Raw genomic sequence first — 22,064 nt, forward strand, 5'->3', positions numbered from 1 at the left:
CGCCACCCGATTTCCCGAGGCGTCCGGCCCGGCCACATCACTCCGCCGCAACCACCTTTTTCACTGGCCGGCGCTCCAGAAGCTCCCTCAGGAACTGGCCGGTATAGGAGCGCTGCTCCTTCACGACCTCTTCCGGCGTCCCCTGCGCAATGACCTCGCCGCCGCCGTCGCCGCCTTCCGGGCCGAAGTCGATGATCCAGTCGGCCGTCTTGATGACTTCGAGATTGTGCTCGATGACCACCACGGAGTTACCCTGATTGACCAGCTCATGCAGAACTTCAAGAAGCTTGGCTACGTCGTGGAAATGCAAGCCTGTTGTCGGCTCGTCGAGAATATAGAGCGTGCGCCCGGTTGAGCGTTTCGACAGCTCCTTGGCGAGCTTGACGCGCTGGGCTTCGCCGCCTGAAAGCGTGTTCGCCTGCTGGCCAATCTTGATATAGCCGAGGCCCACCTGGTTCAGTGTCACCAGCTTGTCGCGCACCGCCGGAACGGCCGCGAAGAACTCGACGCCTTCCTCCACCGTCATGTCGAGCACATCGGCGATCGACTTGCCCTTGAAGTGAACGTCCAGGGTCTCGCGATTGTAGCGCTTGCCGTGACAGACGTCGCAGGTGACGTAGACATCCGGCAGGAAGTGCATCTCGATCTTGATGACGCCGTCCCCCTGACAGGCCTCGCAGCGGCCGCCCTTGACGTTGAAGGAGAAGCGGCCCGGCTGGTAGCCGCGCGCCTTTGCTTCCGGCAGCCCGGCAAACCAGTCGCGAATGGGCGTGAAGGCTCCGGTATAGGTCGCCGGGTTGGAGCGCGGCGTGCGGCCGATCGGCGACTGGTCGATGTCGATCACCTTGTCGATATGCTCGAAGCCGTCGATCCGGTCGTGTTCGGCCGGATTTTCGCGCGCGCCCATGACGCGGCGGGCGGCAGCCTTGTAGAGCGTCTCGATCAGGAAAGTGGACTTGCCCCCGCCCGATACCCCGGTGACGGCGGTGAAGACACCGAGCGGGATCGATGCGGTCACGTTCTTCAGATTGTTGGCGCGCGCGCCGACGACGGTGACTTCCTTCTTCTTCTTCGGTTTGCGCCGTTCGCCGGGCACGGCAACGGAAAGCTCGCCGGAGAGATATTTCCCCGTCAGCGATTTCGGATTGGACATGATATCGGAAGGGGTCCCTTCCGCAATGACCTCGCCACCGTGAATGCCGGCCGCCGGGCCGATGTCGACGACGTAATCGGCCGTGAGGATCGCATCCTCGTCATGCTCCACGACAATGACCGTGTTGCCGATGTCGCGCAGATGCCTCAGCGTATCCAGAAGGCGGGCATTGTCGCGCTGGTGAAGGCCGATCGAGGGCTCGTCGAGAACATAGAGAACGCCCGTCAACCCTGAGCCGATCTGCGACGCGAGCCGGATGCGCTGGCTTTCTCCGCCCGAAAGCGTCCCGGAATTGCGCGAAAGGCTCAGATATTCGAGGCCGACGTCGTTCAGGAAGCGCAGGCGCTCGCGGATCTCCTTGAGGATGCGCACGGCGATCTCGTTCTGCTTCGTGCTGAGATGCTCGGGCAAGACCTCGAACCAGTCGCGTGCGGCGCGAATAGACATATCGGAAACCTCGCCGATATGCAGCGCGTGGATCTTGACGGCAAGCGCTTCCGGCTTCAGCCGGTAACCGGCACAGGCGGGGCAGGGCGCCGCCGACATATAGCGCTCGATCTCCTCGCGCGCCCAGGCGCTGTCGGTCTCTTTCCAGCGGCGTTCGAGATTCGGCACGATGCCCTCGAAGGTTTTCGTCGTGTTGTAGGATCGGGCGCCGTCCTGATAGTGGAAGGTGATCTTGTCCTTCGTGCCGTGGAGAATCGCGTCCTGTGCTTCCTCGGAAAGCTCGCTCCAGCGGCTGCCGAGCTTGAAGCCGAAAACCGTGCCGAGGGCCTCGAGCGTCTGGTTGTAGTAGGGCGAGGTGGATTTCGCCCAGGGCGCGATGGCACCGTCCCTGAGGGTGCGGTTCGGCTCCGGAACGATCAGCGCCTCGTCGATCTTCTGCTGGCTGCCCAGCCCGTCGCAGGTCGTGCAGGCTCCGAAGGGATTGTTGAAGGAAAAAAGCCGCGGCTCGATCTCGGGAATGGTGAAACCCGAGACGGGACAGGCGAACTTCTCGGAAAACAGAACTCGCTCATGCGTTTCGTTCAGCGACTTGTTGGCCGAGCCGCCGGCGGAGGTCTCTTCCGGAGGCAGGGGGCGGTCGGCGAATTCGGCGATCGCCAAGCCGTCGGCGAGCGTAAGGCAGGTTTCGATACTGTCGGCGAGACGGGTTCCGATATCGGGCCGCACCACGACACGGTCGACGACCACGTCGATGTCGTGCTTGTATTTCTTGTCGAGCGCCGGCACGTCGGCAATCTCGTAAAATTGCCCGTCTACCTTTACGCGCTGGAAGCCCTTCTTCATCAGTTCGGCGAGTTCTTTTCTGTACTCGCCCTTGCGCCCGCGCACGAGCGGGGCCAGCATATAGAGGCGCGTCCCCTCGCCGAACTCCAGCACCCGGTCGACCATCTGGCTGACGGTCTGGCTTTCGATCGGCAGGCCCGTGGCGGGAGAATAGGGCACGCCGACGCGCGCGAAGAGCAGGCGCAGATAGTCGTAGATTTCGGTAACGGTTCCGACAGTCGAGCGCGGGTTGCGCGACGTGGTCTTCTGCTCGATCGAGATCGCCGGCGAGAGCCCGTCGATCTGATCGACGTCGGGCTTCTGCATCATTTCGAGGAACTGACGCGCATAGGCCGAGAGGCTCTCGACATAGCGCCGCTGGCCCTCGGCGTAGATCGTGTCGAAGGCAAGCGAGGATTTTCCGGAGCCCGAAAGGCCGGTCATCACGATCAGCTTGTTGCGCGGCAGATCAAGGTCGATGCCCTTGAGATTGTGCTCGCGAGCGCCGCGAATGGAGATGGTCTTGAGTTCGCTCATCGGAAGGCCAGCTTTGTATGTCGGTTGAAAGCCCCCTATGTAATGACGGCCGCGCCCATGTCGAGGCGCAATCGGCAAAAGAGGCGGTTCAATTGCGATTCGGTTGACAGGATCATAGAGGAATACTAGAACAAAAAAAGAACAAACTCTGCCATATCCACGCCAAATCAGCTGTGGATTATGCGCGATACGGGGCGTATCGGCGGCGGCGGGCCGCTAAGGTGTTCGCACATGAGACATTGGAAAGCCGGCCGAGCGGTCCGGCGGCAGAAACGGGAAAAGCGATATGGCTGGTAGCGTCAACAAGGTGATCTTGATCGGAAACGTCGGGGCCGACCCGGAAATCCGGCGCACGCAGGACGGCCGGCCGATCGCCAACCTCAGAATTGCCACCTCCGAGACCTGGCGCGACCGCAATTCGGGCGAGCGCCGCGAGAAGACGGAGTGGCACACGGTCGTCGTCTTCAACGAAGGCCTCTGCAAGGTCGTCGAACAATATGTGAAGAAAGGCGCCAAGCTCTACATCGAAGGCCAGCTGCAGACGCGCAAATGGCAGGATCAGACCGGCAATGACCGCTACTCGACCGAGGTCGTCCTTCAGGGCTTCAACTCGACCCTGACGATGCTCGACGGTCGCGGAGGCGAGGGCGGCGGCGCAGGTCGCGGCGGCAGCGACTACGGCGGTGGCGGCTACGAGGAATACGATCAATCGCGGTCCTCCTCGGGCGGCGCCCGGTCCGGCGGTCAATCGAACCAGCCGAACCAGGGGGGCAACTTCTCGCGCGATCTCGACGACGACATTCCGTTCTGATCGACTGCTCGAGCCAGTCCGAGACTCATCCGGCCCGCTTCGTTGCGGGCCGTTCTCGTTATGCCTTCAGACCTGAAACGCCGAGCGCACGCCGTCCACGACGAATTGAACGGCGAGTGCGGCAAGGATGACGCCGAGGAGGCGGGTAAGGATCGCCCGGCCGGTGACGCCCAGGAACCGGTCGATGCGCTCGGCGATCACCAGCGCCAGGAACAGTATGGCCATCGATGCGGCGATGACGACGATGAGCTGCACCCGATCCAATGCCGAGGGAAAGGAGCTGCCGAGAAGGATGGTTGCCGAGATCGCTCCCGGCCCGGCAATCAGGGGCAGTGCAAGAGGGAAGACCGCGATATTGTGAAGGTGGTCCTTCGTGATCGCCGTCTCCCCGGCCTTTTCCTTTCGCTCCTGGCGTTTCTCGAAAATCATCTCGAAAGCGATCCAGAAGAGCAGCATGCCGCCGGCGATCCGGAAGGCGCCGATCGAGATGCCGAGCAGACCGAGGATGCCGTCGCCAAAAAGCGCAAAGGCGGCGAGGATGAAAAAAGCGATGAGCGAGCCGCGGGTCGCGACCTGGAAGCGCTGCTGCCGGCTCAAGCCGACGGTCAGGCTCAGGAAGATCGGCGCAAGGCCGGGCGGATCAAGCGTGACGAGCAGCGTCGTCAGCGCATTGACCAAGAGATCGACATCGAACATCCGTATCCCCTTCCGGATTTCTACCCCGGCTATTCCCGGTGGTGCGGCCCGCATTGTTAGGCAAGCGACGCGAGCTTGGAAAGAGCGGGTAGCCAAGTGCACCGCAATGGCTTAAACCAGCGCCATCCCCGAGGCGCGCAGCTTTCCTTGCGAGCTCCTTTCCTTGCCCTAGAAAAGCCTGTTCCTGCGGCAAAAGACTGTTCAAAACACCGGCCGAAAATTGGCGCTCCGAGCCGCATTCGGCTATAAAAAACCGATTGATTCTGAACAAAGATCGTGATCGCCATTGACTGAGCAAAGCACCCCCGGCGGCGGAAAGAATCCGCCAGGCATCGAGCCGATTTCCATCATCGAGGAAATGCAGCGGTCGTATCTCGATTACGCCATGAGCGTGATCGTGTCGCGCGCGCTTCCCGACGTGCGCGACGGTCTCAAACCCGTTCATCGCCGCATCCTCTACGGGATGAGCGAGCTCGGCATCGACTGGAACAAGAAATACGTAAAATGCGCCCGCGTCACCGGTGACGTGATGGGTAAATACCATCCGCACGGCAACATGGCGATTTACGATGCGCTCGCACGCATGGCGCAGGATTGGTCTCTGCGGCTGCCGCTGATCGACGGCCAGGGCAACTTCGGCTCCGTCGACGGCGATCCGCCGGCGGCAGAGCGTTACACCGAGTGCCGGCTTCAGAAGGCGGCGCATTCGCTGCTGGACGATCTCGACAAGGACACGGTCGATTTCCGCGACAACTACGACGGCACGCTGCACGAGCCCGTCGTCGTCCCGGCAAAGTTCCCGAACCTCCTCGTCAACGGCGCGGGCGGCATCGCCGTCGGCATGGCGACCAATATCCCACCTCATAACCTCGTAGAGGTGATCGACGGCTGTATCGCCCTGATCGACAATCCCGCGATCGAACTGCCGGAACTGATGCAGATCATTCCGGGGCCGGATTTTCCGACCGGGGCGCTGATCCTCGGCCGTTCGGGAATCCGTCAGGCCTACGAGACCGGCCGCGGCTCCGTCATCATGCGCGGGCGTGCCCATATCGAGCCGATGCGCGGCGATCGCGAGCAGATCATCATCACCGAGATTCCCTATCAGGTGAACAAGGCGACGATGATAGAGAAGATGGCCGAACTCGTCCGCGAGAAGCGGATCGAGGGCATTTCCGATCTTCGCGACGAATCCGACCGCCAGGGCTATCGCGTCGTCATCGAACTGAAGCGCGACGCCAACGCCGAGGTCATTCTCAACCAGCTTTACCGCTACACGCCGTTGCAGACCTCCTTCGGCTGCAACATGGTGGCGCTGAACGGCGGCAAGCCGGAGCAGATGACGCTGCTCGATATGCTGCGCGCCTTCGTCTCCTTCCGCGAGGATGTCGTCAGCCGGCGCACGAAATACCTGCTGCGCAAGGCGCGCGAGCGGGCGCATGTGCTGGTCGGTCTCGCGATCGCGGTCGCGAATATCGACGAGGTGATCAAGCTCATCCGCCAGGCGCCGGATCCGCAGACCGCGCGCGAACAGCTGATGGAGCGCCGCTGGCCGGCGCACGACGTCGATGCGCTCATCCGGCTGATCGACGACCCGCGCCACCGGATCAATGACGACGCTACGTATAACCTGTCCGAAGAACAGGCTCGCGCGATCCTCGACCTGCGCCTGCAGCGTCTGACCGCGCTCGGCCGCGACGAGATCGGCGACGAACTCAACAAGATCGGCGAGGAGATCAAGGATTACCTCGACATCCTGTCGTCCCGTCTCCGTATCATGCAGATCGTCAAGAACGAACTTGCCGCAGTCCGTGACGAGTTCGGCACGCCGCGCCGAACCGAGATTGCCGACGGCGGTCCGGACATGGACGACGAGGACCTGATCGCGCAGGAGGACATGGTGGTTACCGTGTCCCATCTCGGCTACATCAAGCGTGTGCCGCTGACGACCTATCGGGCGCAGCGCCGCGGCGGCAAGGGCCGCTCGGGCATGGCCACGCGCGACGAGGATTTCGTTACCAGGCTGTTCGTCGCCAATACGCACACGCCGGTTCTGTTCTTCTCCTCGCGCGGCATCGTCTATAAGGAGAAGGTCTGGCGCCTTCCGATCGGCACGCCGCAGTCGCGCGGAAAGGCGCTGATCAACATGCTGCCGCTGGAACCCGGCGAGCGCATCACCACGATCATGCCGCTTCCCGAGGACGAGACGACCTGGGAAAACCTCGACGTCATGTTCTCGACGACCCGCGGCACGGTCCGTCGCAACAAGCTCTCAGACTTCGTCCAGGTCAACCGCAACGGCAAGATCGCGATGAAGCTCGAAGAGGAGGGCGACGAAATCCTCTCGGTCGACACCTGCACCGAGTTCGACGACGTGGTGCTCACGACGGCCCTCGGCCAGTGCATCCGCTTCCCCGTTGCCGATGTCCGCGTCTTTGCGGGCCGCAACTCGATCGGCGTTCGCGGCATTTCGCTCGGTGACGGCGACCGGATCATCTCGATGGCCATCGTCGCTCACGTCGAAGCCGAGCCTTGGGAGCGTGCCGCTTATCTGAAGCGGTCGGCCGCGGAGCGTCGCGCCTTGACCGGTGAAGAAGAGGAAATCGTGCTTGTCGGCGAGGAGGTCACCAATGGCGGCGAACTCACCAATGAGCGCTACGAGGAACTGAAGGCGCGCGAGCAATTCATCCTGACGGTCTCGGTGAAAGGCTTCGGCAAGCGTTCCTCGTCCTACGACTTCCGCACTTCAGGCCGCGGCGGCAAGGGCATTCGCGCCACCGATACCTCGAAGACGGCGGAAATCGGCGAACTCGTCGCCGCCTTCCCGATCGAGCACAACGACCAGATCATGCTCGTTTCCGATGGAGGTCAGCTCATCCGGGTTCCGGTGGAAGGCATTCGCCTGGCGAGCCGCGCCACCAAGGGCGTGACCATTTTCTCCACCGCCAAGGACGAGAAGGTCGTTTCGGTCGAGCGGATCAGTGAGCCGGACGGCGACGAGGAGATCGAAGCCGTAGGTGCCGAAGGCGTCATGGCCGAACCGGAGCTGCCACCGGACACCACGTCGACACCGGACGAGTGATCGAAGCACAGGAATAAGTTCAGGCCCGCCGCTTTCCAGCGGCGGGTCTCTTTTGTTGGGAATCGATTTATTGGCGCAGGTAGTCGAGAAGCCCGCGGGCAAGGGCATCGAAAACCACGCGGCAACGTGGCGTCGCACGGAGATTTTCGTGCATTACGAGCCAGGTCTCGAGCTTCAGTTCAAAGGCATCCGCCAGCACGTGCATGAGATCCGGGCCGCGGGCGGCAAGCGCGTTTTGGCAAATGCCGATGCCGAAACCGGCGCGGATCGCCGCGAGTTGAGCAAGGTTGCTATCGGATTTGAAAGCGAAGCGCCCGATCGGCAAGTCCGGTGCTCTTCCTTTGATCGAGCGGATCGCCGGCGTTTCCCGGTCATAGCCAATCACGCTGTGGCGGGAGAGATCCTCAAGCGTCTGCGGTATCCCACGGCGCTCCAGATAGGAGCGATGCGCATGGAAGCCGAGCGGAACCGCACCGATATGGCGCGCAACCAGTGCCTCCTGGGCCGGCGCGACCATGCGCACAGCGATATCCGCCTCCTGGCGAAGCAAGTCTTCGACGATATCCGATGCGGAAAGTTCGACGGAGAGGTCCGGGTAGTCCCTGTGCAATTCGGCGAGGATCGGAGGCAGGACTTCAACGCCGATGACCTCACTGGCGCTGATACGGACCGTTCCGCCGATCGCACCGTGTTGTCCTGATGCGGCACGCAACAGGGCTGCAGCTGTCGCTGCCAGGGTCTCGGCATAGGGCCGCAACTCCAGCGCGGCGTCGGTCGGCATCAATCCGTGCGGCGAACGCGTGAAGAGCGGAAACCCCACGGACGTCTCCAAGGCATCTATGTGCCGGCCAACGGTCGGCTGGGTCAGGCCGAGCTGGCGCGCCGCGGCCGATAGCGAGCGCTCGCGCAACACCATGAGAAAGGTGCGGTAGAAGTCCCAACTCGGCTCAATGAGGTTCATGCATTTCAGTATAGCGGCAAGACCTATTTAGACAATTCCGTTTAGCCGAATGATGGCCGATGCTCCCTTCGTCAAGCGATGGAGAGAATGATGAGCGCGACGAAAGAGAATACAGGAGCGGTCCTGGTGCTGGGTGCAACAGGCGGAATCGGTGGCGCCGTGGCGCAAAACCTGAATGCGCGTGGGTGGAAAGTCCGCGCACTGCACCGCAACGCTGCGAAGGTATCCGCAGAAATGCCGGCCCTCGAGTGGATTCAAGGCGACGCGATGAACGCCGCGGATGTTCGTGCCGCCGCAGAGGGAGTGGGGTTCATCGTTCATGCGGTCAATCCGCCCGGTTACCGCGATTGGGAACGCCTGGTGCTGCCGATGCTCGACAACACCATAGGTGCAGCCGGACAGGTTGCCGCCCGCATCGTGTTACCGGGCACGATGTATAACTTCGGTCCCGACGCTTTCCCAATTCTTCGTGAGGATTCACCGCAGCGGCCACTGACGAAAAAGGGGACGATTCGCAAGGAAATGGAGGCTCGGCTGAAAGCTGCCTCTGAGGAAGGCACCGGCGTCATCATCCTCAGGGCGGGGGATTTCTTCGGGCCGAATGCTGGGAACAACTGGTTCTCGCAAGGGCTGGTGAAGCCTGGAAAGCCGCTGACGACGGTAACTTATCCCGGCGCGAAAGGGGTCGGGCACCAATGGGCCTATTTGCCGGACATGGCGGAGACGATGGCACGCCTGATCGAGCGTGCGGAAACCCTCCCGCCCTTCGCCGTCTTCCATATGCGCGGACACTTCGACGATGAAGGCACCGGAATGATCGCCGCGATCAGACGTGCGGCGGACAGGCCGCACCTAAGGGTTCGGACCTTTCCGTGGTGGCTCGTCACGCTGGCGTCGCCCTTCGTCCCGTTCTTTCGGGAAGTTAAGGAGATGCGCTATCTTTGGCGGAAGCCGCTTGAAATGCGCAACGATCGCCTTGTCGCGCTGCTGGGCGAAGAGCCGCATACGCCGATCGACCAAGCCGTCGCAACGACGCTTGCGTCTCTCGATTGCCTGCGCAGTGAAACGAGCAACAATTTCCCCGCAGGGCATAGCGACAACGCGCTGGGGCGTGCATCCGTCAGTTCTTGAACACGACGCAGACGCCACCGCTCTTGCGGATGGCGGCGCAAAGCTGGTCTGCCTCGGCGCGCGTCTGCCGGCCGATGCGGGCAGCGTAGCGGCGCCTGGACCCGAAGCTGGCATTGCGCTCCCGCACCAGAACTGCCTTTTCGCTGTTGATCGGAGCGGGCAATCTTTTCACGGCATTCAGGAACAGCCGCTGCGCCATGGACTTCTGATAGTGGGCCGAAAGCTGAACGCCCCAGGGCGCCCAGACGGCTTCATCGGCGATAACCAGCTCGCGCAAGCGCCGCGTATTGGCAAGCGCGACGCAGCCATCGAGGAAGCTTTTGTCCTTGTCGAGTTCGATGTTGAGCGACTTCGGTGGGTTGTCGCGCCAGTCTTCGACCGAATAGGCGGTGATCGCCAGCACGTAATCCCGCGTTTCATAGGGTAGACGGTCCTTTTCCAGGAAGCGCTCCAGGCCTGCTTCGCCGGCATTGTAGGCCGCCGCCGCAAAACCGAGATTGCCGTACCGGGACTTGAGCTCCCTCAGATATTCGGCGGATTTGCCGAGCGCCGCCACCGCGTTGAAGCTGTCCGAGAGGCCGCGCAGCTTTGCCGTCGCGGGCATGAACTGGGCAATTCCTTCTGCGCCCTTGGGGCTGATGGCGTCCGGCTGGAAAAGACTTTCGCGCCAGATCAGACGGGCGAAGAAAGCGGCGGGCAGATCGTTCGCCTTGGCGTAATGTTCGATGATGCCGCAGACGTCGCGGGCGAAATTGTCGGGGCTGATGCAGAGACGGAGGAAGGGGTTTGCCGTGGACACCCCCGAGTAGAGGCACTTCCGCGGCGGAGCCGGCGCGTCGGTGCGTGCCTCCGCAGCCCCGGAGTGGGCGGAGACAAAACACATGACCACGGACAATACGGCCGCGGCGACGCGTGCCAGACGTCCCTTCAGGGTGCTCCGGATAAAGCTTGTGCCTGCCTTTTCGTACGCGACCATGCGGCCCTCGGCGACCAACGAGTGCATATAGATAGCATCTTCGTTGCGGACGAGAAATCGGGCTGCAAAGCTTTCAGTCCGGAGAACCGGTGCGAAGGATCAGTTGCATGAAGGTGAGGTCGAGCCATCGGCCGAATTTCGTGCCGACTTCCTTCATATGACCGGCCTCACGAAAACCGAGTTGCTCATGGAGACGGATCGACGGCAGGTTTGCCAACTCTATCGCCGCGACCATCACGTGCTTGCCAAGTGCTTCGGCCCGATCGATGAGCGCGAGCATCAGCGCCCGGCCTATGCCGCCGCCGCGCTGGTCCGTCCGCACATAGACCGAGTGCTCGACCGTGTGCCGGTATCCGTCGAAGGCGCGCCACTCGCCGAAGGAGGCGTAGCCGACGACCTCGCCGTCAGGGGAAAGGGCGGCAAGCACCGGAAAGCCGGCAGCGTTGCGTGCTTTCAGCCAGGTTTTCCGGTTGGCGACGTCGACAAGGGTCTCGTTCCAGATCGCCGTCGTGTTCGCCACAGCGTCGTTGTAGATCGCGCATATCGCCGGAAGATCGGTCTCTGCGGCATCTCTGATTTCCATACTCTTCCTCCGGGTCCAGCGGACTTGTCGGCTCAACAGCCGAGTTTCTCCCCGTCCACTAGCCGCTCAGCTCCGCGGCGGCAATCGCGGCCACTGCCAAGGTGCTTTCCGGGCTTTCTCCGTCGCCAAGGAACCAGGCCGCCGACAGGCCGGCATAGGCGATGATCCACTGAAGGAGCCTCTTCGGCTCCAGCCGCGCCTCATGGGCGACGATTGCAAGCTGTCCGGATAGCCGCCCCGGAGCGGTTACGACGGGAAGCTCCGGATTGCAGAAAAGATTGGCGTAATCGAAACCGCGATCGCCATAGAGGCCCTTGGGATCTATGGCGAGCCAGCCCCGGGCATCGAAGTCGAGAATGTTGCCGTGGTGAATGTCTCCATGCAGTGCGACCGGGTCTTCGGGCGCGGATAGGAGATGGTGGGCAGCGTCTGCACAGGTCCTGAGAATACCGCCATGGGCGCGGGCTGCAGGGTCCAGCGCCTGGAACCAGCGCTCGAGCGGTGCGAGGCCCCCCGGCGTGGAGGGCCGTCGTGCATGCAGCGCGGCAACGGTGCGGCAGACGATCCGGGTGGCGTCGTCGTCGCTGCCGGTCATCGCCATATGAAAAAGCGATCGGCGGCTCTCCGACCGTTCGAGGAGGATGGCGCTTTCGGTTGCGGCGTAGACCCGGGCGACGCCGTGGCCATCCCACCATCGCATCAACTGCCCACCAAATCTTTCCTCCGGCTCGTCTGCCACCTTGAGCATCGCCGGCAGGCCGCGCCAGCGAACGGGCAGGAGACGGCTCGTCCGCGTGAGTATGGGGTCGCCTGCGGGCTCTAGAGACCATTCATCGATGAAGGACGTGAACATCGGGGCAGCATAATCGATTCGCTGCGCAAGGAGCCCCGCGCATCGGGCGGGGCTCCTTGCCTTTATCGATTCAGGCGACGTTTTCGAGCGATGGGTAATCCGTATAACCCTTGGCGCCGCCGCCATAGAAGGTCGCCTGGTCCGGCGCATTCAGGGGCACGTTGTCTCTCAAACGACGAACGAGATCCGGATTGGCGATGAAGGGTTTGCCGAAAGCAACCAGATCGGCTTCGCCGTTTTCGACCGTCTTCAGCGCCAGATCGCGATCGTAACCGTTGTTCGTCATCCAGGCCGCCCTGCCGCCGGCGGCTGCGTAGGCGGCACGGAGGCTTGTGTAGTCGAAGGGCCGGTCACCCTGCTGATGGTCGCGCGCCCCGCCGGTAGCGCCCTCGATCACGTGCACATAGGCGAGCGGATAGCGGGCCAGGCCCTCGGCGACATAGGTGAAGAGCGGCTGCGGATCCGGATCGAAGGCGTCGTTGGCGGGGGTCACGGGAGAGATGCGGATCCCGACCCGGCCAGCGCCGATCTCCTTGGTAACGGCATCGACCACCTCGAAGAGAAAGCGGGCGCGGTTCTCGATCGAGCCGCCGTAGGCGTCCGTGCGTTCATTGGACCCGGAGCGCAGGAACTGGTCGATCAGATAGCCGTTGGCAGCATGGATCTCGACGCCGTCGAAACCGGCTTCGATCGCGGCCCGAGAAGCCTTGCGGTAATCCTCGACGATGCCGGCGATCTCCGCCAGTTCGAGCGCCCTCGGTTCGGAGGTTTCGGCAAAGCTGCCGGTCCCATCGGGATTGACGAGATAGGTCTTCGATTTGGCGCGGATAGCGGAAGGGGCGACCGGTTTGCCGCCCTGCGGCTGGAGCGAGTCGTGGGATATCCGCCCGACATGCCACATCTGCACGACGATCTTGCCACCGGCTTTGTGAACCGAATCCGTGACTTTGCGCCAGCCGGCGAGGGCCTCCGGTTTGTAAAGGCCCGGCACGTCGGCATAGCCCTGGCCCTGGTGGCTTATCGCCGTCGCTTCGGTGATGAGCAGGCCGGCGGATGCGCGCTGTTCGTAATAGGCGACGTTCAGATCATTGGGCACGGCCTGGGGTGAACGGTTCCGGGTCAGAGGTGCCATCACCACGCGGTTGCTGAGGCTGATATCGCCGATCGTGATCGGGTCGAAGAGAGAGGCCATGGATTGCCCTTTCCATTGCGGTTGAGACTTGGGAGGAAGTGGGGGAAATCAGAGATCGCCGATGGTCTTCAGAAACGCTGCGATGGTCTCCTCATTGCGCCGATAGAAGACCCACTGGCCCACGCGGCGGGTCGTCACCAGACCGGCGCGCTGCAGCACGGCGAGATGAGATGAAACCGTCGACTGCGACAGGCCGCATCTTTCGAACTGCCCTGCGCAGACGCCCATGTCGAGCGGATGCTCCTGGCCGGAGAAATGCGTCTGCGGCTCCTTCAGCCAGGTCAGGATCTCCATGCGCGTCGGATGCGCCAGTGCTTTGAGGATTTCGTCTCTATCCATCGTATTTCGACGTATTTAGTTTCTTCCATATATATATCGCTAAAATTCGATACAGGAAGTCACAACGTCGTGAATACCGAGGTCCCAAATGACGTGTGAATGCCGGGCAAAACGCGGGCAAAAAAAGAGGGCCACAAGAAACTTGGGCCCTTTCAGTTGTGAAGGTTTCAAACCTCCAGAGGGGAACAGCTGCTGCAGCGGCTGGGGAGGAGAAAGCCGCTAGATGCACCAGCTGAAAGAGATATGGGGAGGGCCGTAGCCGCTTTCAATAGCCGTTCCGAAGATTTTCGCAACTGAAGGCTGTGGGGCTCCCGCAGGCAAAAAAAGAGGGCCACAAGAAAACTTGGGCCCTTGTAGTTGTGAAGGTAATTAAAACCTCCAGAGGGGAACAGCTGCTGCGGTGGCACTGGGAGGAGAAGCCACCAAAGATGCATCAGCTGAGTGTGGTATGCTGCTTTTTTGGGCTGTCGGCAATCATTTAATATGCATGACAGCCATGCCGTTTGCGCATCGCTGCTCATTTTTGCAGCGCACAAGGACGCGCTTCGCGAGGAGCTTCGCTCTCGTTCGAAAAGAGACATACAATAACAAAGGCTTACGCAAGAAGCTGGCAATTGCTCACAAATCGGGCAATTGAACGGAACGTCAAAAGTTCCAGTTTCTCGCTTTAGCGACGATGTAATCGCGGAAGACTTTCAGCTTCGCCGCGTTCTTCAATTCGTCCGGATAGCAGAAATAGGTATCGAAAGAGGGGATGTCGGCGCTGATCGGCAGTTGAATGAGACCGGGATCGCGGCCGACGATATAGTCCGGAAGCATGGCGATGCCGATGCCGAGCAGGCAGGCGCGCTTGATCGATGTCTGGCTGTTGATCTGCAGATGCGAAATGCGCGGATTGTCGGAATCGCGTCCGGCAATCTCCAGCCAGTTAACGTCGAGCAGATAGTTGGGGGCGGGCTCGCCGAAGGTGATGATCCGGTGATTGTCGAGATCGTCAAGCGACTGTGGCTCGCCATATTTGTTGATGTAGGACGGCGCGGCATAGACATGCATGTGCACGGTGAAGAGCTTGCGCTGGATCAGATCCGACTGTTGCGGCTGCCGCAGCCTGATGGCGCAGTCCGCATGACGCATGTTCACGTCCAGTTCCTCGTTGTCGAGGATGAGCTGTACCTGGATTTCCGGATACAAGGACATGAATTCCTGGATCTTGTCGGTCAGCCACCCCTGGCCGAGGCCGACCGTGGTCGTGATCCGCAACTTTCCGCTCGGCTTGTCCGTCGTCTCGCTAAGCTGCGCCTTGACGCTTTCGAGCTTCATCAGCACGTCGTGCGCGGTGCGATAGAGCATTTCGCCCTGTTCGGTGAGGATCAGGCCGCGGGCGTGCCGATGAAAGAGCTTGATACCGACATCCTGCTCGAGCGAACTGACCTGCCGGCTGATCGCCGACTGCGAAAGGTGGAGTTTGTCTGCCGCGTGCGTGAACGAGCCAGCCTCGGCCGCCGCATGGAAAATGCGCAGTTTGTCCCAGTCCAGCGACATAGAATCCCCCATAAAGGCTCAGCCGGAAAAGCTTGCCACTTTTCTCCGGAGACGACCGATGCATCTGTTCCCTAGATCACGATAATCTTGGTCGGATCGACCTAAGATCATGAACGTGATCGATTCTAATAAGTTGAGACGCGGGATACGGCGGAAAACCGCACGCACTTTTCCTCATCCCGCGCTCGCAGAGCCGCGCCCCCGATCCCGGCGCGTGCCCTGTTTAGCAGCTTCTATTCGGCTGCAATTGCGACGGGCATATGACCCGCCAGGTATTTCTCCGCTTCGAGCGCAGCCATGCAACCCATGCCGGCGGCGGTAACCGCCTGCCGATAGATGTCGTCGGTCACGTCGCCTGCGGCGAAGACGCCCGGGACGTCCGTCGCGGTGGAATCCGGCGCAGTCCAGAGATACCCGTTCGACTTCTGGCGAAGTTTGCCCTTGAAGAGCTCGACCGCAGGCGCATGACCGATCGCAACGAAAACGCCGTCGATGGACATGTCGGATGTTTCCCCGGTCTTGGTGTTGCGAAGCTTCACGCCATTGACCGAGGCCGGCATCGGCGGCTTTGCGGGCGTCCCGAGATATTCCAGAACCTCGTGGTCCCAAATCACCTTGACGTTCGGCTTTGCGAAAAGGCGCTCCTGCAGGATCTTTTCCGCGCGGAAAGCATCCCGGCGGTGAACGACGGTGACGGTCTTCGCCAGATTGGAGAGATAAAGTGCTTCCTCCACCGCGGAGTTGCCACCGCCGACGACGATGACATCCTTGTTGCGATAAAAGAACCCGTCGCAGGTGGCACAGGCGGAAACGCCGAATCCCATGAAGGTCGGCTCGGTTTCGATGCCGAGCCATTTCGCCTTGGCGCCGGTGGCGATGATCAAGGCGTCCGCCGACCAATCCGTGCCGCTATCCGTCTTGATGCGGAAGGGGCGGACGGACAGGTCGACGTCGGTTACGAGGTCGTTGACGATTTCGGTGCCGACGTGGATCGCCTGATTCAGCATCTGCTCCATCATCCAGGGCCCCTGGACCGGATCGGCATAGCCCGGATAGTTCTCCACATCCGTGGTGATCATCAGCTGGCCGCCCTGTTCCATACCGGCGATGAGGACCGGCGAAAGCATGGCTCGCGCCGTATAGATGGCCGCGGTATAACCGGCAGGGCCGGAACCGATAATCAACACTTTCGTGTGGCGCGCAGTCATGCTTTTGTCCTTCGTCCGCCGGAGAGAGCAGGGAGCGTCCTCCGGTGCAATCCGCCAATGCAAATATTGCCTTACTTTAGGTATTCACAGCGCGCACTTTCAAGGGCGCGTCCTCTGATACACACAAGTGGTTGCGTGGTCAGCGTCGATTTGACACCAGATCGGGCATATTTGCATCGGTTTTGACCCGCAGCACCGGCATAACACGCTCCAGCGCCCGGGCGCACAAGGTTTTTGTGCATGCAACTGCAAGCGCTCTCGTATCGGCATTCGGTTACGTGCTACCCAAGCACGGAGACAGCCTGGGGGCAGCCGCCGCCAGGCGCCCTTTTGGTGCGGACGGATAGGTGCTGCGGTTACGGCCTGTGGTGCAGTTGATCGGCGGATAAAACGGGGCCTTCCCCGCAAGGCCGGCAGGATTGGGGATTTGGGCAATGGTCGTACGCGTCGAGCTCGATGCCATCGATATGAAGATACTGCGCGAACTGCAGGACGACGGCCGAATCACGAATGTGGAACTGGCCGAGAGGGTGGGGATCTCGGCTCCTCCGTGCCTGCGCCGCGTGCGCAAGCTCGAGGAGGCCGGCGTCATCAGAGGCTATCGTGCGCTTCTGAACGCGTCCGCGCTGGGATACGACCTCGTCGCCTTCTGCATGGTCGGCCTCAAGCACCAGTCCGATGCCAATCTGAAGGCGTTTGCCGCCCGCACCGCCTCGTGGCCCCTTGTTCGCGAGGCCTGGATGGTCTCCGGGGAATCGGATTTTCTGCTGCAGTGCGTGGCCGAAAACCTTGCGAGCTTTCAGGATTTCGTTATTGAAGAGCTGACCGCCACCGAGAATGTCGACACGGTGCGGACGATGCTGACGATCCGTCAAGTGAAGGACGCATGTCAGGTAGAAATCTGATGTGCAGGGCGGCCCGGCCGCCGAGCATCGCAACCAAACGCCCCGCGGACCGAATGAATTGAGCAATTACCAGGACGAGAGCGAGGGAACCCTGCCGATTCCGGCGACGCGGGACGGCCATACGACCCCCAAGATTCCGCTTTCAGCCTTCATCATCTGCTTGAATGAGGAGGCCTATCTCGGCAAATGCATCGAGAGCCTCGAGCGGTGTGCGGAAATCGTGATCGTCGATTCCGGATCGACGGACGGCACCGCCGCTTTGGTTCAATCCTACATCGACGCGGGATGGCCCATCCGTTTCATGTACGAGCCGTGGCGCGGCTATGCCGGGCAGAAGCAGTTCGCGCTCGAGCAATGCAGCCAGCCCTGGTGCTTCAACATCGATGCGGACGAAAGATTGGACAAGGCGCTGCGGGAATTGCTGCCTGAGCTGCTCGCAGCCTCGGCCGAAACCGTCGGCTGGCGCGTGGCGCGTCGTCCCTATCTGATCGGCTATGGCTACACCCCCGAAAACGTCCGCGAGCGGCGGAACTTGCGGCTGATCCGGCGCGGCAAGGGACGTTACGACCTTAGCCAGAAAGTCCATGAAGGCATCGTTCCCGAGGGTAACGTCGACAATGCCCGGACCGGCAGTCTCCTTCATTTCCGTCCGCTGGTCATGGACGAGCAGATCCTGAAGGAAAACAAATATTCGACGCTGAAAGCGGACCAGCAGGTCGAATCCGGAAAACGGCCGCGCTTCTACAAGCTCATCTTCACCCCGCCGATCTATTTTCTCAGGCTCTATTTCCGCAACGGTCTCTGGCGCTGCGGCCTGTCGGGGTTCATCGAGGCCATGACCGGGGCGGTCTATGCCTTCCTGACGGCGGCGAAGATCTACCAGCGGCACGCTCTGAAGGCGCGCCCGAATGTGGATGATGCGCTTTCGCATTGATCGATCAAGGGGTTCGGCATGAAGGTCATGCATATTCACTTCGGCACGGAGGGCGGTGCGGAGCGGTTCTTCGTCAATCTCGTCAATGCGCTGCATGAGAGGGGCGTCGAACAACGCGCACTGATCCGCCCGGGCCGCAGCTGGCGTAAGGACCTGGAGAACAGTGCTACGATCTATGAAGGGGTTTTTCGGCGCATTTCGCTTTCCCGCTTCCTCCTGAAATGGCGGATGAACCGGGTCCTTCGCGCGTTCGAGCCGGACGTCATAATGGCCTGGCAGTTGCGGGCGAGCCGCTTCATGCCGGCTCACGCCAAGGCATTTCGCATTTCCCGGCTGGGGGATTATCCCGAACATCTCGGCTACTATACCAATGTCGAGACACTCGTCTGCATCACACCGGATATGGCCGCCAAGGTTCGCGAACTTGGCTGGAAGCGCGACATCGAGGTGATCGCGAACTTCACCCGCGCAAAGCCTGCATCGCCCGTAGCGCGGGCCGACCTGCAGACGCCGGCGGATGCCTTCGTCGTGGTCGGCATGGGCCGCTTCGTCAAACGCAAGGGTTTCGCAGGGCTCATCCGCGCCGTGAAGGAGGTGGACAACACCTATCTCTGGCTGGTCGGGGATGGTCCGGAACGAGAGCAGCTCGAGCAGCTGACCGACGAACTCGGGCTTCGCGATCGCGTCCGCTTCACCGGATGGCAGACCAACGCCTATGGTTTTCTCTCCGCCGGCGACGCCTTCGTCATCAACTCGTCGCACGAGCCTCTCGGCAATGTCTGCTTCGAAGGCTGGGGCGCCGGAAAGCCCACGATAGCCTCTCGCGCCGAGGGGCCATCCTGGGTGATGACGCATGAGAGCGATGCTCTCATGGTCGATTGCGGCGATGACGTGGGTCTTGCAGAGGCCATTCGGCGGCTACGCGACGATCCGGCACTTCGCGAGAGGCTGAGCGCCGGCGGCCGCGAAACCTTGCGCACGCGCTTCTCCGAAAAAGCGATCACCGACGCTTATCTCGACCTTTTCGACAGAGGTGTCGCAAAGCGATGAAAGTCACTCACTTTCATTTCGGCAAGGACGGCGGCGCCGAGCGTTTCTTCGTACACCTGGTCAATGCGCTTGCGGAACGCGGCGTCGAGCAGTCGGCGATCATCCGCCCCGGACGCGGCTGGCGGCGAGACATCGAAGGCGCCGCGAAGATCCGGGAGAGCCATTTTCGGAACTTCTCGCTCGATCGGATCCTGCTGCCGTTGAAGGTGAAGCACATGGCCCGGCGCGAGAAGCCCGATGTCCTGATGGCTTGGGCGCCCCGGGCAAGCGAGTTGATGCCGAACTACAAAGGCGCACTCAAGATCTCGCGCCTCGGCGATTATCCGACCCGGTTGAGCTATTTCAGAAACACCGACTGCATCGTGTGCAACACGCCGGGAATTGCCGAGCGCGTTCGAGGTCTCGGCTGGAAACGGGAGATAAGGGTCATCTCCAATTTCACCGGAACCGGGCGCGTCGAGGCGATAGACCGGGCAATGCTCGATACGCCAGCCGATGCGCCCGTGGTGATGTCCATGGGCCGATTCGTCGAGCGGAAAGGGTTTCATACGCTGATCGAAGCGGTCGCCAGACTGCCGGGGATCTATCTCTGGCTGCTTGGCGATGGAGAGGAGCGTGACAATCTGCACAAGCTCGCGACGGACCTCGGCGTTTCCAGCCGCGTTCGCTTTGCCGGCTGGCAGGAAGACACGAGGCCCTTCCTGGCTGCGGCCGATGTCTTCGTGATGTCGTCCAGCCACGAGCCGCTCGGCAACGTCATTCTCGAGTCATGGGCCCAGGGAACGCCAGTCGTATCGACCCGTTCCGAGGGGCCGCAATGGTTCATGCGCGACGGCGAAAACGGCCTGATGGTCGATATCGGCGATGCCGAAGGTTTCGCCCGCGCCATCGAGCAGATCGTGGCCGACAATTCCCTGAGCACGCGCTTGGCCGAGCGCGGACACGAGACGCTTGTCGGTCAGTTCTCAAGGGAAGCGATCACTGACGCCTATCTGCAGCTGTTTGCCTCGAAGCCGTAGCCAGATCAGCGCATCAGGCTTTCGTAAACCGCTCCGATCGCGCGGGCTTCCTGCTCGATGGCGAAGTTTTCGGCGGTCCGTGCCAGACCGTTGGCGCCGGCGGCGGCAAGCCGCGGCAGGTCGTCCATGAAAGCGGCTGCCGCATCGACCATCGCCTTGAGATCGTCGGCCGCAATGATGAGGCCGGTCTCTTCGGAACCGCTGGTTACCAGTTCCGAAAACGCGCCGACATCGGTTGCCACGACGGGGACCCCGGTCGCCATTGCTTCGAGCGGCGTCAGGCCGAAGCCTTCCCAGCGTTGCGGGGCGATGAAGAGATCGAGGGCGCGGTACCAGTCGGGAATATTCGTGTGTTCGCCTACGAACAGGATCCGGTCGGAGAGACCGGCCTTGGCGACGCGTTCCTTCAGTTCCGACTCGAAGGCGAGGTGAGGGCCGGTGGCCCGCCCGGCAACGATAGCGCCCCAGCCCGGGCGGCAGGGCAGGAGGGCGATCATGCTGTCGACGAAGAGGTCGGTCCCCTTCTGATGTCGTACGCGCCCGAAGCATCCCACGAATTTCTTCGCGGGATCGAGGCCGAGCGCCTTCTTCGCCTCCGCCTTGTCGAAGGGTGGCTGAAAGCGCTTGGTGTCTATCCCGTGCAGGATGACGGTGTTCGGTACATCGAGATAGGCGGCCGTCCTGCCGCTGGTGGCGATAACCGCGTCCATCCGGCGGATGAGGAACTTGCTCCAGCCGGTATGCCGGCGCTGCGAAGCGGAGGTAAAGACGATCCGGATCTTCATGCGCAGCAGGTCGCGCAGCAGGATGGCCGGGAGCATTTCGACGTTTCGGCGCGCGTGCCAAACGCGGCAGGGCCGGCCTTCGGGCCTCTTCCAGAGATGAATGAGATCGCGAAAGCGGACCGAAGGAAGGCTTTTGGGAAGGCCCGGTCCGAGAACCGCGATCTTCTGTCCAAGGGCACGCTGCACAGGCACCAGCTGAATGATTGTCGAGGTGACGCCGGACAGGCGCTGCTTGAAATTGGGCGCGATCACTTCGACGTCGCGGATATCGACCACCTGTGCGCTCTCCTTGCGCCTGCGACAATCAATTCGAGGGAGGAGGGGCGGCGCGGGGCCGGCGCGCCCCTAAAGGCAGGTCAGCCCCATTGAACGGCGAGAATCTCATATGCCTTGGACCCGCCCGGTGCATTGACTTCGATCGAGTCGCCGACCTCCTTGCCGATCAGCGCGCGGGCGATCGGAGAGGAGATGGAGATGCGTCCCTGTTTGACGTCGGCCTCCTGATCGCCGACGATCTGATAGGTCTTTTCTTCTTCCGTATCCTCGTCGACGAGCTTCACCCTGGCGCCGAACTTGATCTTCGATCCGGACATTTTCGAAAGATCGATGACTTCGGCGCGCGCAATCAGGTCTTCGAGTTCGGAAATTCTTCCCTCGTTATGGCTCTGGGCTTCCTTTGCCGCATGATATTCGGCGTTTTCCGACAAGTCGCCATGGGCGCGGGCCTCGGCGATCGCTTCGATGATGCGCGGCCGTTCTTCCTGCTGGCGCCAGCGCAGCTCCTCCTGCAGATTGACGAATCCACCCTGTGTCATGGGCACCTTGTCGACCATTTCATCATCCTTCATCAAACACGCGGCGCCGCCTTTCGGCGGCGCCAGCGCAAAAGAAAACGGCCTCCGGAGCGCAAGCACCGGAACCGTCCGAACAAACCGAACCGATCTTATAACAGAATCCGAAGTCCGAAAGCCAGATTTTTCGCGATCCTCGCGCGGCACGTCATGTCGATCCGCGGCTTCCGGCGGGTTGGGATAAAGG

At 61.7% G+C, this 22,064-nt stretch carries 19 protein-coding genes; 7 read left to right on the top strand and 12 right to left on the bottom strand.

Annotated features, from left to right (window positions below):
* Positions 1-37 precede the first annotated feature (37 nt).
* The gene (uvrA, locus tag AC5J09_RS19980; RefSeq protein ID WP_494298315.1) at positions 38-2,959 is read right to left on the bottom strand and encodes an excinuclease ABC subunit UvrA; all 2,922 of its coding nucleotides are present in this window, start codon (positions 2,957-2,959) and stop codon (positions 38-40) included.
* 286 nt (positions 2,960-3,245) lie between these two features.
* On the opposite strand from uvrA, the gene AC5J09_RS19985 reads away from it, so the two are divergent.
* Positions 3,246-3,770, top strand: coding sequence for a single-stranded DNA-binding protein (locus tag AC5J09_RS19985; RefSeq protein ID WP_018097703.1), 525 nt, complete (start codon positions 3,246-3,248; stop codon positions 3,768-3,770).
* A 66-nt stretch (positions 3,771-3,836) separates the two neighbouring features.
* On the opposite strand, the gene AC5J09_RS19990 is transcribed toward AC5J09_RS19985, so the two are convergent.
* Positions 3,837-4,466 carry a MarC family protein gene (locus AC5J09_RS19990; protein WP_100674011.1) on the bottom strand — a complete coding sequence of 210 codons (630 nt, stop codon included), beginning with the start codon at positions 4,464-4,466 and terminating at the stop codon, positions 3,837-3,839.
* A gap of 286 nt (positions 4,467-4,752) precedes the next feature.
* Here AC5J09_RS19990 and gyrA point away from each other — a divergent pair, with 286 nt between their 5' ends.
* The gene (gene gyrA / locus AC5J09_RS19995) at positions 4,753-7,548 is read left to right on the top strand and encodes a DNA gyrase subunit A (RefSeq protein WP_324763353.1); all 2,796 of its coding nucleotides are present in this window, start codon (positions 4,753-4,755) and stop codon (positions 7,546-7,548) included.
* 67 nt (positions 7,549-7,615) lie between these two features.
* Here gyrA and AC5J09_RS20000 read toward each other — a convergent pair whose 3' ends face one another.
* Complete coding sequence (locus AC5J09_RS20000) at positions 7,616-8,509, bottom strand: LysR family transcriptional regulator (RefSeq protein ID WP_494298316.1); 894 nt, start codon at positions 8,507-8,509, stop codon at positions 7,616-7,618.
* A 90-nt stretch (positions 8,510-8,599) separates the two neighbouring features.
* Here AC5J09_RS20000 and AC5J09_RS20005 point away from each other — a divergent pair, with 90 nt between their 5' ends.
* A complete protein-coding gene (locus tag AC5J09_RS20005; RefSeq protein WP_494298317.1) occupies positions 8,600-9,640 on the top strand; it encodes an NAD(P)H-binding protein in 1,041 nt (346 codons plus the stop codon).
* On the opposite strand, the gene AC5J09_RS20010 is transcribed toward AC5J09_RS20005, so the two are convergent.
* The 7 genes from AC5J09_RS20010 to trxB all read right to left on the bottom strand — a co-directional run bounded on the left by AC5J09_RS20010 (position 9,630) and on the right by trxB (position 16,333).
* Positions 9,630-10,643 carry a transglycosylase SLT domain-containing protein gene (locus tag AC5J09_RS20010; RefSeq protein ID WP_494298318.1) on the bottom strand — a complete coding sequence of 338 codons (1,014 nt, stop codon included), beginning with the start codon at positions 10,641-10,643 and terminating at the stop codon, positions 9,630-9,632. The two genes, AC5J09_RS20005 and AC5J09_RS20010, sit on opposite strands and share 11 nt — an antisense overlap.
* A gap of 46 nt (positions 10,644-10,689) precedes the next feature.
* Positions 10,690-11,199 carry a GNAT family N-acetyltransferase gene (locus AC5J09_RS20015; protein WP_494298319.1) on the bottom strand — a complete coding sequence of 170 codons (510 nt, stop codon included), beginning with the start codon at positions 11,197-11,199 and terminating at the stop codon, positions 10,690-10,692.
* A 58-nt stretch (positions 11,200-11,257) separates the two neighbouring features.
* Positions 11,258-12,052 (bottom strand): aminoglycoside phosphotransferase family protein, encoded by a 795-nt coding sequence (locus AC5J09_RS20020; RefSeq protein ID WP_494298320.1) that lies wholly within the window; start codon positions 12,050-12,052, stop codon positions 11,258-11,260.
* Between the two features lie 70 nt (positions 12,053-12,122).
* The gene (locus AC5J09_RS20025; protein WP_494298321.1) at positions 12,123-13,244 is read right to left on the bottom strand and encodes an alkene reductase; all 1,122 of its coding nucleotides are present in this window, start codon (positions 13,242-13,244) and stop codon (positions 12,123-12,125) included.
* A gap of 48 nt (positions 13,245-13,292) precedes the next feature.
* Positions 13,293-13,583: an ArsR/SmtB family transcription factor gene (locus AC5J09_RS20030; protein WP_100674004.1), complete on the bottom strand. Its 291-nt coding sequence runs from the start codon at positions 13,581-13,583 to the stop codon at positions 13,293-13,295.
* 645 nt (positions 13,584-14,228) lie between these two features.
* Positions 14,229-15,125, bottom strand: a complete 897-nt coding sequence (locus AC5J09_RS20035) for a LysR family transcriptional regulator VtlR (RefSeq protein WP_003529555.1) — start codon at positions 15,123-15,125, stop codon at positions 14,229-14,231.
* A gap of 233 nt (positions 15,126-15,358) precedes the next feature.
* Positions 15,359-16,333 (bottom strand): thioredoxin-disulfide reductase, encoded by a 975-nt coding sequence (gene trxB, locus AC5J09_RS20040; RefSeq protein ID WP_494298322.1) that lies wholly within the window; start codon positions 16,331-16,333, stop codon positions 15,359-15,361.
* Between the two features lie 434 nt (positions 16,334-16,767).
* Here trxB and AC5J09_RS20045 point away from each other — a divergent pair, with 434 nt between their 5' ends.
* From AC5J09_RS20045 to AC5J09_RS20060, 4 genes are all read left to right on the top strand, one after another.
* Entirely contained in the window at positions 16,768-17,238 is a 471-nt protein-coding gene (locus AC5J09_RS20045) for an Lrp/AsnC family transcriptional regulator (RefSeq protein ID WP_003529557.1), read from the top strand.
* 97 nt (positions 17,239-17,335) lie between these two features.
* Positions 17,336-18,172, top strand: a complete 837-nt coding sequence (locus AC5J09_RS20050; protein WP_494298926.1) for a glycosyltransferase family 2 protein — start codon at positions 17,336-17,338, stop codon at positions 18,170-18,172.
* 18 nt (positions 18,173-18,190) lie between these two features.
* Positions 18,191-19,222, top strand: coding sequence for a glycosyltransferase (locus AC5J09_RS20055; protein WP_494298323.1), 1,032 nt, complete (start codon positions 18,191-18,193; stop codon positions 19,220-19,222).
* Positions 19,219-20,241: a glycosyltransferase gene (locus AC5J09_RS20060; protein WP_494298324.1), complete on the top strand. Its 1,023-nt coding sequence runs from the start codon at positions 19,219-19,221 to the stop codon at positions 20,239-20,241. The genes AC5J09_RS20055 and AC5J09_RS20060 overlap by 4 nt, the downstream gene beginning before the upstream one ends.
* A 5-nt stretch (positions 20,242-20,246) precedes the next feature.
* On the opposite strand, the gene AC5J09_RS20065 is transcribed toward AC5J09_RS20060, so the two are convergent.
* Entirely contained in the window at positions 20,247-21,302 is a 1,056-nt protein-coding gene (locus AC5J09_RS20065; RefSeq protein ID WP_494298325.1) for a glycosyltransferase family 4 protein, read from the bottom strand.
* An 80-nt stretch (positions 21,303-21,382) separates the two neighbouring features.
* Positions 21,383-21,859, bottom strand: coding sequence for a transcription elongation factor GreA (gene greA, locus AC5J09_RS20070; protein WP_003529568.1), 477 nt, complete (start codon positions 21,857-21,859; stop codon positions 21,383-21,385).
* Positions 21,860-22,064: the final 205 nt, after the last annotated feature.

It is taken from the genome of Sinorhizobium sp. (assembly GCF_059070375.1).

Excerpts from the sequence above, each read along its gene's own strand:
- trxB (WP_494298322.1), bottom strand. The coding sequence starts at position 16,333 with ATGACTGCGCGCCACACGAAAGTGTTGATTATCGGTTCCGGCCCTGCC.
- AC5J09_RS20060 (WP_494298324.1), top strand. The coding sequence starts at position 19,219 with ATGAAAGTCACTCACTTTCATTTCGGCAAGGACGGCGGCGCCGAGCGT.
- AC5J09_RS20045 (WP_003529557.1), top strand. The coding sequence starts at position 16,768 with ATGGTCGTACGCGTCGAGCTCGATGCCATCGATATGAAGATACTGCGC.
- AC5J09_RS20010 (WP_494298318.1), bottom strand. The coding sequence starts at position 10,643 with ATGCACTCGTTGGTCGCCGAGGGCCGCATGGTCGCGTACGAAAAGGCA.
- greA (WP_003529568.1), bottom strand. The coding sequence starts at position 21,859 with ATGGTCGACAAGGTGCCCATGACACAGGGTGGATTCGTCAATCTGCAG.
- AC5J09_RS19990 (WP_100674011.1), bottom strand. The coding sequence starts at position 4,466 with ATGTTCGATGTCGATCTCTTGGTCAATGCGCTGACGACGCTGCTCGTC.
- AC5J09_RS20000 (WP_494298316.1), bottom strand. The coding sequence starts at position 8,509 with ATGAACCTCATTGAGCCGAGTTGGGACTTCTACCGCACCTTTCTCATG.
- AC5J09_RS20035 (WP_003529555.1), bottom strand. The coding sequence starts at position 15,125 with ATGTCGCTGGACTGGGACAAACTGCGCATTTTCCATGCGGCGGCCGAG.
- uvrA (WP_494298315.1), bottom strand. The coding sequence starts at position 2,959 with ATGAGCGAACTCAAGACCATCTCCATTCGCGGCGCTCGCGAGCACAAT.
- AC5J09_RS20025 (WP_494298321.1), bottom strand. The coding sequence starts at position 13,244 with ATGGCCTCTCTCTTCGACCCGATCACGATCGGCGATATCAGCCTCAGC.
- AC5J09_RS20015 (WP_494298319.1), bottom strand. The coding sequence starts at position 11,199 with ATGGAAATCAGAGATGCCGCAGAGACCGATCTTCCGGCGATATGCGCG.
- AC5J09_RS19985 (WP_018097703.1), top strand. The coding sequence starts at position 3,246 with ATGGCTGGTAGCGTCAACAAGGTGATCTTGATCGGAAACGTCGGGGCC.
- AC5J09_RS20005 (WP_494298317.1), top strand. The coding sequence starts at position 8,600 with ATGAGCGCGACGAAAGAGAATACAGGAGCGGTCCTGGTGCTGGGTGCA.
- AC5J09_RS20055 (WP_494298323.1), top strand. The coding sequence starts at position 18,191 with ATGAAGGTCATGCATATTCACTTCGGCACGGAGGGCGGTGCGGAGCGG.
- AC5J09_RS20030 (WP_100674004.1), bottom strand. The coding sequence starts at position 13,583 with ATGGATAGAGACGAAATCCTCAAAGCACTGGCGCATCCGACGCGCATG.
- AC5J09_RS20020 (WP_494298320.1), bottom strand. The coding sequence starts at position 12,052 with ATGTTCACGTCCTTCATCGATGAATGGTCTCTAGAGCCCGCAGGCGAC.